Annotated in this window: 14 protein-coding genes; 7 read left to right on the top strand and 7 right to left on the bottom strand. The window is 61.4% G+C overall.

Going from position 1 to position 16155, the window contains the following annotated elements; translation table 11 throughout:
* The first annotated feature begins 99 nt into the window (after window positions 1–99).
* Window positions 100–657 (top strand): PQQ-dependent catabolism-associated CXXCW motif protein, encoded by a 558-nt coding sequence (locus ACZ89E_RS04975; RefSeq protein WP_476254998.1) that lies wholly within the window; start codon window positions 100–102, stop codon window positions 655–657.
* Window positions 658–713: 56 nt separating this feature from the next.
* A complete protein-coding gene (locus ACZ89E_RS04970; protein ID WP_123508683.1) occupies window positions 714–1379 on the top strand; it encodes a response regulator transcription factor in 666 nt (221 codons plus the stop codon).
* 127 nt (window positions 1380–1506) lie between these two features.
* Here the strand turns inward: ACZ89E_RS04970 and nahK are convergent, their stop codons facing one another.
* From nahK to ACZ89E_RS04940, 6 genes are all read right to left on the bottom strand, one after another.
* Window positions 1507–4104, bottom strand: a complete 2598-nt coding sequence (gene nahK / locus ACZ89E_RS04965; RefSeq protein ID WP_476257017.1) for a hybrid sensor histidine kinase/response regulator NahK/ErcS' — start codon at window positions 4102–4104, stop codon at window positions 1507–1509.
* A complete protein-coding gene (gene nosP / locus ACZ89E_RS04960; protein WP_149661377.1) occupies window positions 4073–5236 on the bottom strand; it encodes a nitric oxide-sensing protein NosP in 1164 nt (387 codons plus the stop codon). Before nosP ends, nahK begins: the two co-directional genes overlap by 32 nt.
* A 265-nt stretch (window positions 5237–5501) precedes the next feature.
* Entirely contained in the window at window positions 5502–6686 is a 1185-nt protein-coding gene (locus ACZ89E_RS04955; protein ID WP_476254997.1) for a porin, read from the bottom strand.
* Window positions 6687–6896: 210 nt separating this feature from the next.
* On the bottom strand, window positions 6897–7703 hold the full coding sequence (locus ACZ89E_RS04950; RefSeq protein WP_463257640.1) for a sulfite exporter TauE/SafE family protein: 807 nt from the start codon (window positions 7701–7703) through the stop codon (window positions 6897–6899).
* An 11-nt stretch (window positions 7704–7714) separates the two neighbouring features.
* Complete coding sequence (locus ACZ89E_RS04945; RefSeq protein ID WP_476254996.1) at window positions 7715–8959, bottom strand: NAD(P)/FAD-dependent oxidoreductase; 1245 nt, start codon at window positions 8957–8959, stop codon at window positions 7715–7717.
* 39 nt (window positions 8960–8998) lie between these two features.
* A complete protein-coding gene (locus tag ACZ89E_RS04940) occupies window positions 8999–9334 on the bottom strand; it encodes an ArsR/SmtB family transcription factor (RefSeq protein WP_403017013.1) in 336 nt (111 codons plus the stop codon).
* A gap of 104 nt (window positions 9335–9438) precedes the next feature.
* Between ACZ89E_RS04940 and ACZ89E_RS04935 the strand changes: the two genes are divergently transcribed.
* On the top strand, window positions 9439–10302 hold the full coding sequence (locus ACZ89E_RS04935) for an MBL fold metallo-hydrolase (RefSeq protein WP_463257642.1): 864 nt from the start codon (window positions 9439–9441) through the stop codon (window positions 10300–10302).
* 127 nt (window positions 10303–10429) lie between these two features.
* Here ACZ89E_RS04935 and bkdR read toward each other — a convergent pair whose 3' ends face one another.
* On the bottom strand, window positions 10430–10915 hold the full coding sequence (gene bkdR, locus ACZ89E_RS04930; protein ID WP_463257644.1) for a Bkd operon transcriptional regulator BkdR: 486 nt from the start codon (window positions 10913–10915) through the stop codon (window positions 10430–10432).
* Window positions 10916–11101: 186 nt separating this feature from the next.
* On the opposite strand from bkdR, the gene ACZ89E_RS04925 reads away from it, so the two are divergent.
* The 4 genes from ACZ89E_RS04925 to lpdA are packed head-to-tail and all read left to right on the top strand — an operon-like array spanning window position 11102 to window position 16058.
* Complete coding sequence (locus ACZ89E_RS04925) at window positions 11102–12337, top strand: 3-methyl-2-oxobutanoate dehydrogenase (2-methylpropanoyl-transferring) subunit alpha (protein ID WP_463257645.1); 1236 nt, start codon at window positions 11102–11104, stop codon at window positions 12335–12337.
* A gap of 1 nt (window position 12338) precedes the next feature.
* Window positions 12339–13397, top strand: coding sequence for an alpha-ketoacid dehydrogenase subunit beta (locus ACZ89E_RS04920; protein WP_149661370.1), 1059 nt, complete (start codon window positions 12339–12341; stop codon window positions 13395–13397).
* The gene (locus tag ACZ89E_RS04915) at window positions 13398–14672 is read left to right on the top strand and encodes a dihydrolipoamide acetyltransferase family protein (RefSeq protein WP_476254995.1); all 1275 of its coding nucleotides are present in this window, start codon (window positions 13398–13400) and stop codon (window positions 14670–14672) included.
* A gap of 3 nt (window positions 14673–14675) precedes the next feature.
* Complete coding sequence (gene lpdA / locus ACZ89E_RS04910) at window positions 14676–16058, top strand: dihydrolipoyl dehydrogenase (RefSeq protein ID WP_476254994.1); 1383 nt, start codon at window positions 14676–14678, stop codon at window positions 16056–16058.
* The last annotated feature ends 97 nt before the right edge of the window (window positions 16059–16155 follow it).

Below are 16155 nucleotides of genomic sequence, written 5' to 3'. Positions count from 1 at the left end.
AAATTACGACTTTAGTACTGCTTTACCTGTCTATCGTCGCATTCCCTTCGCACCGCGCCTGGCATGTAATAGGTTCATAACTATAAGGATTGAACCCCCATGCCGCGTGCCCGACGTCGCCTGCTGCGCCCTTGCCTCGCTGCCCTGTCGCTTAGCCTGCTGCTGAGCACCGCGCAGGCCGAAACCACGCTGTTTTCCGCCGACGGCTACCGCATCGGCCTGTACCGCAGCCCGACACCGAATCAATTGCAAGACGCGACGATCATCGACACCCCTGCCCTGCAAACCCTGCTCAAGCAGACGCCGCGCCCGGTGCTGATCGACGTCTACCGCCGCCAATGGCTGCAAGGCCAATTCATCGAAGACCAGCCCCACGAGAACCTGCCCGGGAGTCATTGGCTGGCCAATACCGGCGACGGCGACCTGACACTCGACTGGCAGACGTACTTTGCGCGTAATCTGGATAAATTCACCGACGGCGATCACCAGCAACCGCTGGTCTTCTACTGCCGCGCCGATTGCTGGTTGAGCTGGAACGCGGTAAAACGCGCCACCGCCATGGGCTATAAGTCAGTGTATTGGTATCGCGATGGCCTGGATGCCTGGCAAGCGGCGAACCTGCCCGTTGCGCCGGCCCAGCCCGAGCCCTTTCCCTGACTGAACACGTGCACGATGTTGCCCCACCAAAAATCAAAATAATGAGGTGAATGGCCATGTACAAAATTCTGATTGCCGACGATCACCCGCTGTTTCGCGAAGCCATTCATAACGTCATCAGCGACGGTTTCCCCGGCAGCGAAGTGATGGAAACCGCCGACCTGGACAGCGCCCTGCTGCTGACCCAGGAACACGACGACCTGGACCTGATCCTGCTGGACCTGAACATGCCCGGCATGCACGGCCTCAACGGCCTGATCAACCTGCGCAACGAGGCGCCGACCATTCCGGTGGTGATTGTCTCGGCCGAACAGGACAAGCAGATCGTGCTGCAAGCCATCACTTATGGCGCGGTGGGGTTTATCACCAAGTCCTCGCCACGGCTGCAAATGACCGAAGCCATCCAGCAGATTCTCAACGGCAACGTGTACCTGCCGCCGGACATCATCCGCACGCAAAAACCCGGCACCCATCGGCGGATGAACGACAACCCGAGCTTCCCGCCGGAACTGCTCCAGGCCCTGACCCGCAAGCAGTTGCTGGTGCTGGAACGCATGACCAAGGGCGAGTCGAACAAACAGATCGCCTACACCCTGGAAATCGCCGAAACCACGGTCAAGGCCCACGTTTCGGCGATCCTGCGCAAACTCAATGTGCACAATCGGGTGCAGGCGATCTTGAGTGCCGGGGATATTGATTTCGGGTCTTACCTGCGGCGTTGAAACGCGGTCCCCTGTGGCGAGGGAGCTTGCTCCCGCTGGGCTGCGTAGCGGCCCCAAAAATCTTGTGAGCGCTGCGCACTCAAGCGGGAGCAAGCTCCCTCGCCACAGGGGACCGCGCCGGCTCGGGTTATCGGGATGGGCCGAGCAGGTGACTCATCGCCGTCTTGAGCTTCATCGGCCGCACCGGCTTATGCATCAACATATGCCCCAACTCCCGGATCTGCAGCTTCAACTCATTGCTGTAATTGGCCGTAATCATCATCGCCGGGATGGCCGAGCCGCGCCGGGCGTTGATCCGGGCCACGGCATCGACGCCGTTCTGGTCGTCGTCCAGGTGATAGTCGGCGATCAGCAGATCGGCCTCTTGGTGATAGTTGTCCACCTGCCGGGCCAGGTCCTGCTCCGACAGCGCCGTGACCACCAGACAGCCCCACCCTTCCAGCAACGTGCGCATCCCCGCGCAAATCGCCGCGTCGTTATCCAGCACCCACACCCGTGCCCCGCGCAGGCGTTCCAGCATGGGTTCGCTCATCAGCAGGTTCGGTAACGCCTTGGGCGCCGTGGCGCTGAGCGGCACTTCGACGGAAAACATCGAGCCCTTGCCCGGCCACGACCGCACGTGAATCCGGTGCCCGAGGATCCCGGCGATTTTCTCGACGATGGCCAAGCCCAGGCCCAAGCCGCGATCCTGATCCGGGCGCTGCACATCGCCACGCTTGAACTCCTGAAAAATCTCCTCCAGCCGGTTTTCGGCGATGCCCATGCCGCTGTCCCAGACTTCAATCGACAAGCGCTGATGATGACGCCGGCAACCGAGCACCACGCGGCCGCTGTAGGTGTAGCGAATTGCGTTGCTCAGCAGATTGCGCAGGATCCGCGCCAGTAACTGAATGTCGCTGCGCACCAGCGCCGAACACGCAATGAAATGCAGCTCCAGCCCTTCACTGCGCGCCACGTGGGTGTATTCGGCGGCGAGGTTGTCGAGCAATTCGCTGAGGGCGAATGGCGCGATGTCGGCCTTGATCACCCCGGCATCCAGTTTGGAAATGTCCACCAGGGTGCCGAGCAGGTTTTCCACGTCTTCCAGGGAATTGCTGACGTTGCGCACCAGCATTTCGTTGGCCTGGGGCTCCCGGCGTTCGAGCAAGGCGCTGGTAAACAATCGCGCGGCGTTCAGCGGTTGCAACAAATCGTGGCTGACGGCGGCAAGGAACTTGGTCTTCGACAGGTTGGCCTGTTCGGCTTCCAGTTTGGCCTCGCGCAGGCGTGATTCGACCCGGCGACGCTCGTCAATCTCGCGCAGCAGTTGATCGTTGAGGGTGGTCAGTTCCGCCGTGCGTTCGCGCACACGCAACTCCAGGTTTTGATAGGCCTGATGCAAGGCCTCGGCGGTGCGGCGGCGTTCGGTGATGTCGCGGATCAACACGAAAATCCCCACCACTTCCCCGGTGGCCAGGCGATTGGGCACGTAGGAGCGCAGCATGTAGCGCTCCTGGTTATTGATGTTGGTTTCGGCGAACTCAAAGGTCACGCTCTCCCCGGCCAGGGCCCGGGCGACATAGGCTTCCAGGCGCTGATAATGTTGCTCGCTGTGCACTTCCCGCAGGCTCTGCCCGAGCATCACGCCCCGGGGCCAGCAGTACCATTGTTCGTAGACCTTGTTGGTGAATTCGTAGACCAGATCAGCGTTGAGGTAGGCGATCAGCGCCGGCACGTGGTCGGTGATCAATCGAATCCAGCGCTCGCTTTCGCTGAGGGCTTCGGCGTGCTGGTAGCGTTCGGTGATGTCGGTGAAGGTGTTGACGAAACCGCCAGTGGGCAGCGGATGGGTACGAATTTCCAGGACCCGGCCATCGTAGAGACGCTGTTCGCATTCCTGCACCGGCCGGCCATTGTTGTCGCGACTGGCGGGGGTCAGCAGGGTCAATTCGCTGTCGGCGATGACTTCGGCAAACGGCCGATGGGCGGCCACCGGCGCGAGGCCGCTGAGTTCAAGGAAGCGCCGGTTCCACAGTTCCAGAATGCCCTCGGCGTTGACCATCGCCACGCCCTGGGACAGGTTGTCCACCGCCCGTTGCAGCAAATGGGATTTTTGCGCCACGGCTTGCTCGCGGCGCACGGTTTCGCTGAGTTTGACGTCGGTGATGTCGGTGAACAGAATCACCCGCCCGCCTTCCTGGGTCGGTCGTTCGCTGACTTGCAGCCAGCGACCATTTTGCAGGCGATACAGCAGGTTTTGGTCGGCGTGGCCCCGGGGTTCCTCGATGAACAACCCGGTGGCGGTCATCAAGCGCTTGACCTCCGCCAGGTGCATGCCGGCGATGATACGCACCCGGCTATTGCCCCAAAACGCCTTGAAACGGCTGTTGAACAGGACGATGCGCTGGTCTTCGTCGAACAGCACGAAGGCGTCGGAAATGCTCTCGATGGCGTCGATCAAATGTTGGTGCGCGGTTTCCGCCCGCAAGCGGGCATCGCTGAGCAAATGATTGCCGGCCTTGAGTTCGGCCATGGCCTGGTTCAGCGCATCGGTGCGCTCGCGGACCTGCTCGGCCAGCACCACCGAATGCTGGAACGCCGCATACGGGTCGTTGCCCCGGGTGATGCCGGATTCGATCCGTTCGATCAGCGCGCCGTTGATGCGCTGCAGCTTGTGGTTGTCGCGCTGCAGGCTGGCGATCTGCGCCTGCAGATCAACGGTGTCCAGGGGAACGGCCTCGGGCAATGGCAACCCCGGTGAAGGTCTGGTTGATGTGCATGCCATTGAACTGTTCTCCGTAGGTGTTGAACCCCATCACCCGATGCTCGCGCAAAAACGTTCCGATTGACTCCAGGCTGTCGCGGTCCTCCAGTTCCAGGCGCCGCAGAAAACAGTCGCAGCCGATGGTCAGCAGCAGGTCGCCGAGGCGTTCTTCCAGGCCTTCGAACAGCGCTTGCAGGTTCGGCAGCATGGGGCCGGGGGTCATGGCGGTGAGGACGATGCCGTTTTCCACGGCGCAGTAGAAACTCAGGCTCAGGTCCGGGTGCACCTGTTGGATGGCGCGTACGTAATACTGATCGTTGATGCGCACCGCCAACGGGTGCGCGGCGAAGATCCGGTGATCGAGCTCGGCCACCGGCACGCCGATGTGGCGGGCGTACTCCTCGGCGGCAGGTTCGGCGTTGAGTTCGAAAACCCGTCGCGACGCACTGTCAGCGCCAGTGACCACCAGTTTTTCCGCCCGGGGCAGGATGTGGTGGGTGGTGAAGACTTCGAAGTCGAGCCAGGTGTTGACCAGCACCACCACCGCCGCGCCGCTGTGGAACGCGCCGTCGAAGTACACGTGGGTGTGGGTCAGGTAGTTGTCATCACCAGCGGAACCGCCGAAATGCGGGATGTCGCCCAACGCCGCACTCAACGCGGCGAGGACCATTTCTTCGCGGCTGGACAGGCCATCGAGCAAGGTCAGGGCAAAGCTGTTGCCCTTGATCGGCGCCAGGGTGTTACTGCGGCAACCGCCCACCAGGCGTTCGACCATTTGCTGGGCGTCGATCAGGCTGAAGCGCTCCATTTCGTCGATCAGTTCGATGGCGATGGAAAAGTGCCGATGATCGAACCCTACCGCCGTCACGCAATTGCGGCCGTAACCTTGCGGCGTGATTTCCCCGGCGCTGGTGCACCCCACCAGGCGAATCCCACCGAAGCTCTGTTGCAAGGCCGGGCCTAGCACCTGCAAGTCGTACTCGGCGGAACAGAAAAACAGCACAAACCCCAGGTGCGGATGCAACAGCTGTCGCGCCAACTCCTGGGCCGCCTGCTGCGCATCGGTGGCCTGGGACATGGCACTGACCACGCCTTCACTCTGGACCTGCTGCATCTTCGCCTCCCGCAGGTGCGCCTGTATGAGGTACGAGTGTACGAAGCCTGCAGGCCGGGACGTATGCTACTTGGGTAGCGGTCTTGGGCTTCGATGGGATGAGTGTGGTGTCAAATCTAAAACCTCACACCGATCCCTGTAGGAGCGAGGCTTGCCCGCGAAAGCGGTGTGTCAGTCGACATCCATGTTGAATGTGACGGCCTCTTCGCGGGCAAGCCTCGCTCCTACAGGGGATTTACGCGCAGCCAGACTCGCCACCCAAGCCTTACCAGGTCAACACCGCCCCCACCGCAACCGTATCGGTGTCTTCGTTCTGCGCACTGGTGTCGTGGCCATCGATGCTGAACTGGTTGTACTCGGCCACCAACTTGAGGTTGTCATTGACGTCATGGAATAGCGCGATGCCGCGGGTTTTATAGTCTGCGCCGCTGCCCACCACGCCGTTGCCATCGTCGTTGGTCTTGCCGTAGGACAGCGCCAAGCGGTTCTTGCCCAGTTTGTACGAGCCCTGCATCAGATAACCTTTGCTATCGACATTACGCAACGTCGCTTCGCCGGCATTGTTGGTGAAGAACGGGTTGATGCCCTTGGCCTGGAACCCGGAACCGGTCAGCGATAACCCACCCATTTTCGCCTGCACGCCGTAGCCGACGCCTTTCGAGGTGACGGATTGAACGCTGGAATCGGTGTTGTCCGAGGTCTGGTAGCTGCCGTTGACCCAGCTGTAGATCTTCGCCCCGGCGACATCGAACTGGTAGGTGATCTCGCTCTCGGTGCGCGGGTTTTCCTGGTAGGCCTTGCCCAACGGGCTGCTGTCGTTGGTGTCCACCGGGTCCATGATCCCCACCGCCACGCGCAAGCCGTCCATCACCGGGGTGCGGTAAGTGATTTGCGAGGTGGGGAACGGATACGGATAACCACTGCCGATATTGCCGAACGACACCCCGCCGCCGTCCACCAGCCCCAGGCTGTCGCTGACCTGGCCGTAACCGGCGAGTAGTTCATCGAGCAGAATGTTGGAGCGGGCAAACAGCCCGAAGTCCTTGCCGATCAGCACCTCGCCCCACGCCGGGTTGGCCACGGTGCCGTAGAACTGCCGTACATCGATGGCGGTGTCGGTGCCGTTGGTTTCGCTGTCGTTGATGGTCACCCAGAACGAGGCACGGGCGCCGAGCTTGAGGTCATCGACCTGCTTGCCCATGTTGAAGCCCAGGTAGTTGGGCAGAAACCCCATCTTGACCCGCGCCTGCCGCCGGTCGAACTGATCGCCAGCGCGGTCGACCTTGCTGTTCACATAGAAAGCGTTGATGTAACCGTCAGTGGAGAACGTGGTCTGGTCCTTGTCATACAGCATGATCTCGGCCTCGGCCATTGAGCTCAGGCCAAGGGACGACAGACTGACGATAACGGCCGGCAGGAAACGATGCGTAAAGTTCTTATTGTTAGGCATGAAGCGCTCCGCAACAGGGGGACAAGTTGTCGGAGGCGATTATCGAAAGCTGACCGGCGGCGTCATACGCTGCCTTGGAGGTGGTTGTGAAGTGCTTTGGACGGGCCGGTGGCGCGCGGCAAGTCCGGCGTAAGACCGGGCCACGACAAGGCCCGGAACTTTGGGCGTACGCCTGCGAGCGCTACTGGCGCCCGGAGGAACCACTACCGGTCAGGCGCCCGCTCTAAACAGCATGTACGCGGCGACTACGACGCAGACGCTGGCGAAGCCAACTTGCAGCGTTCGGGCGGGAACCCGGGCGCACAACTTGCGGCCAATGACCATGCCAACGATGCTGGCGACGATAAACGCCACGCCCAGACGATCAATTCGCACCCCGGCGTGAAACGCGCCGATCACGCCGATGGCCGAGATCAGGCTGATCACCATCAAGGACGTGGCGATGATCCCGCGCATCTGTACATCGGTCAGCTGCTTGAATGCCGGGACGATCAGAAAGCCGCCGCCCACGCCCAATAACCCCGACACCACCCCGGTCACCGCGCCGAGGGCGGCCAGGGTTGCGGTGCATTTGGCGGTCCAGGAAAAACGCCCGGTCTGTTGATCGAGCATGCAATTCTTCTGGCCCCAGTTGGCGTGGCCGTGATCGTTCGGGCCTGCGTCCTGACGCTCCTTGCGCAACATCCGCCAGGCCACCATGACCATCAGCAGGCTGAACAGGATCATCAGGATTTTTTCCGGCAACTGATGGGCGAAGAAGATGCCCAGCGGGGAGAAAATCGCCCCCATCAAGGCAATCAACATCGCCGCGCGATAACGCACCAGCCCGTGGCGCAAACCGTCGATGGCGCCGACCGCCGCCGCACTGCCCACCGCAAACAACGCGACCGGCGCCGCTTGGGTCATGGTCCAACCCAGGCCCAGCACCAACGCCGGCACCGCCAGAATCCCGCCCCCGGCGCCGGTCAAACCGAGCACCAGGCCCATCAGCACACCAAAAAAACTTGCCAGCAGCATAGGGTTCTCTCTCAATCGACCTTGGACACGGCAGTCAGCCATTCGCGGCCCTTGAGCATGCCGTTCCAGTAGAACCACGGCAGCAGCGTCGCCTTGAGCCACCACGCCGAACGACGCGGCACGGTGGGGTCGAGGGGAAAGGTCGGCAGCAACTTACCGGCATAGCCAAATTCGGCGAGGATGACCTTGCCCTTCTCCACCGTCAGCGGGCAGGAACCGTAGCCGTCGTATTTGAGCGGCAGCGGCTGTTGCTTGCGCAGGGCCAGCAGGTTTTCGGCGACCACCACGATCTGCTTGCGCACGGCGGCGGCGGTTTTGGCGTTGCTGGTGGAGCAGATATCACCGAGGCCGAAAACCTCGGGGTAACGCACGTGTTGCAGCGTGTGCAGGTGCACTTCGCACCAGCCGGCGGCGTCGGCCAAAGGGCTTTGCTGGATGAAATCCGGGGCTACTTGCGGCGGCACGACGTGCAACAGGTCGAAGGTTTTTTCTTCAACGGTGACCGTGCCGGCCGCGTCCTTGACCTCGAACCACGCGGTTTTCGCCGGGCCATCGACCTTGATCAGATTGGAAGTGAAGGCCAGCCGCGCGTTGTACTTTTCGATGTACTTCATCAGCGGCGGCACGAACGTCGGCACGCCGAACAGCGCGGCGCCGGCGAGGTTGAACTCGACGTCGATGGTGCTGAGCACACCGCTTTTAAGCCAGTGATCGCAAGACAGGTACAACGCCTTTTGCGGCGCCCCGGCACATTTGATCGGGATTGGCGGCTGGGTGAAGATCGCCTTGCCACCGCGCAGATTCTTGACCAGTTCCCAGGTGTAGGCCGCGTGTTGATAACTGTAGTTGGAAGTCACGCCGTGTTGGCCGAGGGACTCCTGCAAACCTTCGATCTTCTCCCAGGCCAGGCGCAGGCCGGGGCAGACGATGAGGTGTTGATAGCCGACGGTGCGACCGTCGTCGAGGGTCAGGTGCTTGTTGTCGGCGGCAATTTCAGTAACAGCCGCTTGCAGCCAGGTGGCTTGACGCGGCATGACGCTGGCCATTGGGCGCACGGTGTCTTGCAGGTTGTAGGCGCCACCACCGACCAAGGTCCAGGCCGGCTGATAGAAATGCTGGGGATTGGGTTCGATAACGGTGATGTGCAACGACGGATCGCGCTTGAGCAGGCTGGCGACAACACCAATCCCTGCCGTGCCGCCGCCTATTACCACGATGTCTGCACTGATGGTTGGGCCCCAGTGTTGATCGTTCATTGGTTGTTCCCTATTTACTGCTGCACGCATTTAGTCGGGTCAGGCCCAGCTTTTTAATACCGCCCCGCAATACAGGCCGGACAGGGTCTTCATCACCTGGATGACTTCGTGGCTGGCCAGCCCATAGAAAATGTATTTGCCTTCACGCCGAGTCGCGACCAGGCCCTCGTCGCGCAAGATGCCCAGCTGTTGGGACAGTGTGGGCTGGCGCACGCCGGTCATGGTTTCCAGTTCGCCCACATTGCGTTCGCCCTGGGTCAATTGACAGAGAATCAGCAAGCGATCCTCATTGGCCAAAGCCTTGAGCAACGCACAAGCTTTGGAGGCCGATGCCCGCAGTTGGGCGACTTCACCTTCGGTCAGACTGGATTGCATTTGCAGGATGCCTTCGACGTCACTTAAGCTGCAGACATTATGTGTAAACATAAAGTGTTGCAACCGGTTACTGTCTTCCCACTCCTTTCACAGGTTCGTGTCCCATGCCCGCGCTGATTGAAGCCTTCCTCGACCCCGCCTCGTCCACCTACAGCTACGTGATCTACGAGCAGGCTGGCGGGCAATGCGCGATCGTCGACCCGGTGCTCGATTACGACCCGGCGGCCGGGCGCACCACCACGGCCCAGGCTGATCGCGTAATTGCGTTCGTGCGCGAACACCAATTACAGGTGCAATGGCTGCTGGAAACCCACGCCCACGCCGATCACCTCTCCGCCGCACCGTACCTGCGTCGCGAGCTGGGCGGGAAGATTGCGATCGGGCAGTCGATCAGCAAGGTGCAGGGCGTATTCAAGACCCTGTTCAACCTGGAGCCGGAATTTTGTGTGGATGGCTCGCAGTTCGATCACCTGTTCGCCCCGAACGAATCGTTCATGATCGGCAACCTCAAGGCCACCGCGCTGCATGTACCCGGCCACACCCCGGCGGACATGGCGTATTTGATCGACGGGGATGTGATTCTGGTGGGCGATACGCTGTTCATGCCGGATGTCGGCACGGCGCGTTGCGATTTTCCGGGGGGCAATGCGAACCAGTTGTTTGCTTCGATTCAGAAGCTGCTGGCCTTCCCTGCCGGTGTTCGGCTTTACGTTTGCCACGATTACCCGCCTGAGGGCCGTGAGCCTGAGTGCCAGACCACCGTGGGTGAGCAGCGCAAAAGCAACATTCATGTGCATGACGGCATTGATGAAGCGGCGTTCGTGGCCATGCGTACGCAGCGCGATGCCGGGTTGGGCATGCCGAATTTGCTGCTGCCGGCGATTCAGGTGAACGTGCGGGCGGGGAATATGCCGCCGGCGGAGGAAAACGGCGTCACCTACCTGAAGATCCCGATCAACAAACTCTAACGCTTGATCGTTCCCACGCTCCGCGTGGGAATGCCGCCAGGGACGCTCCGCGTTCCGCTTCGGATGTGACGCAGAGCGTCACGGGATGCATTCCCACGCGGAGCGTGGGAACGATCAGTGGACGCCTTCAGGCGAGGGTCAACCCATTCGCCGGCAATGGCAGCGCGGTTTTGTAGCGCACTTGCTTGAGCGCAAAGCTCGAACGAATGTTGGCAACCCCGGGCACTTTGGTGAGGAAATCCATCATGAAGCGCTCCAGCGACTGAATCGTCGGCACCAACACCCGGATCAGATAATCCGGATCCCCCGCCATCAAGTAGCATTCCATCACTTCCGGGCGATCGGAAATCGCCTCTTCGAAATGCGCCAGCGCCTCCTCCACCTGCTTCTCAAGGCTGACGTGAATGAACACATTCACATGCAGCCCCAGCAGGTCGGCATCCAGCAGGGTCACTTGCTCGCGAATTACCCCCAGTTCTTCCATCGCCTTGACCCGGTTGAAACACGGCGTCGGCGACAGGTTCACCGAACGGGCGAGGTCAGCGTTGGTGATGCGGGCGTTCTCCTGAAGACTATTGAGAATGCCGATATCGGTACGGTCCAGTTTGCGCATGAGACAAAACCACCTGTTATTTTTGTTTAGGCAGATTTTTTATCCTCAAATGACTGCCAACGCAACGAAACACAGAGAAATATTCTCCTGCGCCGGGCCTATGATGTTTGTAGGACAAGATTTCCATTAACCGTGGAATGACCGTCAGCTCACTACAAAAAATTCACAAGATCGAGCGTAGAAGCCATGAACCAAGCGTACGAACCGCTGCGCCTGCACGTTCCCGAACCTTCGGGCCGTCCCGGCTGCAAGACCGACTTCTCCTACCTGCATCTGACTGACGCAGGTCTGGTGCGCAAACCCCCAATCGACGTAGAACCGGCCGACACCGCTGATCTGGCCAAGGGCTTGATTCGTGTGCTCGACGACCAGGGCAACGCACTGGGTCCATGGGCCGAAGGCGTGCCGTCCGAGATCCTGCGTAAAGGCATGCGCGCCATGCTCAAGACGCGGATTTTCGACAACCGCATGGTGGTCGCCCAGCGTCAGAAAAAAATGTCGTTCTACATGCAAAGCCTTGGCGAAGAAGCCATCGGCAGCGCCCAGGCCCTGGCCTTGAACATCGACGACATGTGCTTCCCCACCTACCGTCAGCAAAGCATCCTGATGGCCCGCGAAGTGCCGCTGGTGGACCTGATCTGCCAACTGCTGTCCAACGAGCGCGATCCGCTCAAGGGCCGGCAGCTGCCGATCATGTACTCGGTACGCGATCACGGTTTCTTCACCATTTCCGGCAACCTCGCCACCCAATTCGTACAAGGTGTGGGCTGGGGCATGGCGTCGGCGATCAAGGGCGACACCAAAATCGCTTCGGCCTGGATCGGCGACGGCGCCACTGCTGAATCGGACTTCCACACCGCCCTCACCTTCGCCCACGTTTACCGCGCGCCGGTGATCCTCAACGTGGTCAACAACCAGTGGGCGATCTCGACGTTCCAGGCGATTGCCGGTGGTGAAGCCACCACGTTCGCCGGTCGTGGCGTCGGTTGCGGGATTGCCTCCCTGCGGGTCGATGGCAACGATTTCGTCGCGGTCTACGCCGCCTCTGCCTGGGCCGCCGAACGGGCGCGCCGCAACCTCGGGCCGACCATGATCGAATGGGTCACCTACCGCGCCGGCCCGCACTCCACCTCCGATGATCCTTCGAAATACCGTCCCGCCGATGACTGGAGCCACTTCCCGTTGGGCGATCCGATCGCGCGCCTCAAGCAGCACCTGATCAAGATCGGCCAGTGGTCCGAAGAGGAACACAGCGCCGTCAGCGCCGAACTGGAAGCCGAAGTGATTGCCGCGCAGAAAGAAGCCGAAACGTACGGCACCCTCGCCGGTGGCCAGACGCCAAGCGCCGCGACCATGTTCGAAGACGTCTACAAAGAGATGCCGGAGCACTTGAAGCGCCAGCGTCAAGAGTTGGGGATCTGACATGAACGACCACAACAACCATATTGAGCTGGAAACCGCCATGACCACGACCACCATGACCATGATCCAGGCCCTGCGCTCGGCCATGGACGTGATGCTTGAGCGCGACGACAACGTCGTGGTGTTCGGCCAGGACGTGGGCTACTTCGGCGGCGTGTTCCGTTGCACCGAAGGCTTGCAGAGCAAGTACGGCACCTCCCGGGTGTTCGATGCGCCGATTTCCGAAAGCGGCATCGTCGGCGTTGCGGTGGGCATGGGCGCCTACGGTCTGCGGCCGGTGGCCGAGATTCAGTTCGCCGACTACGTGTACCCGGCGTCCGACCAGATCATTTCGGAAGCGGCGCGCCTGCGTTATCGCTCGGCCGGCGAGTTCACCGCGCCGATGACCCTGCGCATGCCTTGCGGCGGCGGCATTTACGGCGGCCAGACCCACAGCCAGAGCATCGAGGCGATGTTCACCCAAGTCTGCGGCCTGCGCACAGTCATGCCGTCCAACCCGTATGACGCCAAAGGCTTGCTGATCGCCTCCATCGAAAACGATGACCCGGTGATCTTCCTTGAGCCGAAACGCCTGTACAACGGCCCGTTCGATGGCCACCACGACCGTCCGGTCACCCCGTGGTCGAAACACCCGGCCGCACAAGTACCGGACGGCTACTACACCGTGCCGCTGGACGTCGCCGCCATCGCCCGTCCGGGCAAGGAAGTCACGATCCTGACCTACGGCACCACGGTTTACGTGTCGCAAGTCGCCGCTGAAGAAAGCGGTGTCGACGCTGAAGTTATCGATCTACGCAGCCTGTGGCCGCTGGACCTGGAAACCATCGTCAAATCCGTGAAGAAAACCGGTCGCTGCGTGATCGTTCACGAAGCCACCCGCACCTGCGGTTTCGGCGCGGAATTGGTCGCGTTGGTGCAAGAGCATTGCTTCCACTACCTGGAAGCGCCGATCGAACGCGTCACCGGTTGGGACACCCCCTACCCGCACGCGCAAGAGTGGGCGTATTTCCCAGGGCCGTCCCGAGTGGGCGCGGCGTTGAAACGGGTTATGGAGGTCTGAATGGGCACGCACGTTATTAAAATGCCGGACATTGGTGAAGGCATTGCAGAAGTTGAGTTGTCGGTGTGGCACGTCAAGGTTGGCGACATGGTCGTCGAAGACCAGGTGCTGGCCGATGTCATGACCGATAAGGCGATGGTCGATATTCCGTCGCCGGTGCATGGCAAGGTGATTTCCCTGGGCGGCCAGCCGGGCGAAGTCATGGCGGTTGGCAGCATTTTGATCAGCATTGAAGTGGAAGGCGCGGGTAACTATAAAGAGTCCGCGCAGCCGGCAGCCGTTGCCGTTAAAGAAGCACCGGTTGCAGCGGCGCCAAAGGTTGAAGCCGAAAGCAAACCGGTGGCGGCGCCGCGTCCTGCGGTCGCGTGCCAGGGCCCGATGGTCGCCCGTGAAGCCGATGAACGCCCGCTGGCCTCCCCGGCCGTGCGTAAACATGCGCTGGATCTCGGCATTCAGTTGCGCCTGGTGCGTGGCACTGGCCCGGCCGGTCGCGTATTGCACGAAGACCTCGACGCTTATCTGGCCCAGGGTCAGTCGAATGCCTCGGCACCGGTTGCCGCCGCTTACGCCCAGCGTAACGACGAAGAGCAAATCCCGGTGATCGGCATGCGCCGCAAGATCGCCCAGCGCATGCAGGACGCCACCCAGCGCGCTGCCCACTTCAGTTATGTCGAGGAAATCGATGTCACCGCCGTGGAAGAACTGCGCGCGCACTTGAACGAAAAACACGGTGCGACTCGCGGCAAGTTGACCTTGCTGCCGTTCCTGGTCCGTGCCCTGGTCGTTGCCCTGCGCGACTTCCCGCAGATCAACGCCCGTTACGACGATGAAGCCCAGGTCATCACCCGCCTCGGCGCGGTGCATGTCGGCGTCGCCACCCAGAGCGATATCGGTTTGATGGTGCCCGTGGTGCGTCACGCCGAAGCCCGCAGCCTGTGGGACAGCGCGTCGGAAATCTCGCGTTTGGCCACCGCTGCACGCAATGGCAAGGCCAGCCGCGATGAACTGTCCGGCTCGACCATCACCCTGACCAGCCTCGGCGCGTTGGGCGGCATTGTCAGCACGCCGGTGCTGAACCTGCCGGAAGTGGCGATCGTCGGCGTGAACAAAATCGTCGAACGCCCGATGGTGGTCAACGGCCAGATCGTGATTCGCAAGATGATGAACCTCTCCAGCTCCTTCGATCACCGGGTGGTCGATGGCATGGACGCGGCGCAATTCATCCAGGCCATTCGTGGCCTGCTCGAACAACCCGCCACCCTGTTTGTGGAGTAGGAAATGCAAAATTTGAACACCACGCTGCTGATCATCGGCGGCGGCCCTGGCGGTTACGTGACAGCGATCCGTGCCGGCCAGTTGGGCATTTCGACCATTCTGGTGGAAGGTGAATCGTTGGGCGGTACTTGCCTGAACATCGGCTGCATTCCGTCGAAGGCGCTGATTCACGTCGCCGAGCAGTTTCACCAGACCCAACACCACAGCCAGCATTCGGCTCTGGGTATCAGCGTTTCGGCGCCGACCCTCGACATCACGAAAAGCGTCGAGTGGAAGGACGGCATCGTTGATCGCCTGACCACTGGCGTGTCGGCGCTGCTTAAAAAGCACAAAATCCAGGTCATCCAGGGTTGGGCCAAGGTCATCGACGGCAAGACCGTTGAAGTCGGCGACACGCGGATCCAGTGCGAACACCTGGTGCTGGCCACCGGCTCCAAGAGCGTGAACCTGCCGATGCTGCCGATTGGCGGGCCGATCATCTCCTCCACCGAAGCCCTGGCGCCGAAGTCCGTGCCTAAACGGCTGATCGTGGTCGGTGGCGGTTACATCGGTCTGGAGTTGGGGATTGCCTATCGCAAGCTCGGCGCCGAGGTCAGTGTGGTCGAGGCCCAGGATCGTATCCTGCCGGCCTACGACGCCGAACTGACGCACCCGGTGCACGAGGCGCTGAAGCACCTTGGCGTGAAGCTTTACTTGAAGCACAGCGTGCAAGGTTTTGATTCGGCTAGTAATACGCTGCAAGTGCTTGATCCGAATGGCGACGTTTTGAATCTTGAAACTGATCAGGTATTGGTGGCCGTCGGTCGCAAGCCGAACACTCAGGGCTGGAACCTGGAAGCGCTGAATCTGGCGATGAACGGTTCGGCGATCAAGATCGACAACCGCTGCCAGACCAGCATGCGCAACGTCTACGCCATCGGCGACCTGAGCGGCGAACCGATGCTCGCGCACCGGGCCATGGCCCAGGGCGAGATGGTGGCTGAGCTGATCAGCGGCAAATCCCGCGAATTCAACCCGACGGCCATCGCTGCCGTGTGCTTTACCGACCCGGAACTGGTGGTGGTCGGCAAGACGCCGATTGAAGCCGAAGCGGCCGGTCTGGACTGCATCGTTTCCAGCTTCCCGTTCGCCGCCAATGGCCGGGCGATGACCCTGGAGTCGAAAACCGGCTTCGTGCGGGTGGTCGCTCGTCGGGACAATCACCTGATTGTCGGCTGGCAAGCGGTGGGCGTGGGCGTTTCGGAATTGTCGACCGCGTTCGGCCAAAGCCTGGAAATGGGCGCGCGGCTGGAAGACATCGCCGGCACCATCCATGCGCATCCGACGCTGGGCGAAGCGGTGCAGGAAGCGGCGTTGCGGGCGCTTGGGCACGCGCTGCACCTCTGACTGATCGTTCCCACGCTAACTGATCGTTCCCACGCTCCGCGTGGGAATGCAGCCCGGGACGCTCCGCGTCCCAAAGCGGACGCGGAGCGTCCGTTGA

The organism is Pseudomonas sp. TE3899 (genome assembly GCF_056279105.1).
Note: the sequence above shows the minus strand (reverse complement) of the source record. Positions and strands in the feature narration are given on the sequence as shown.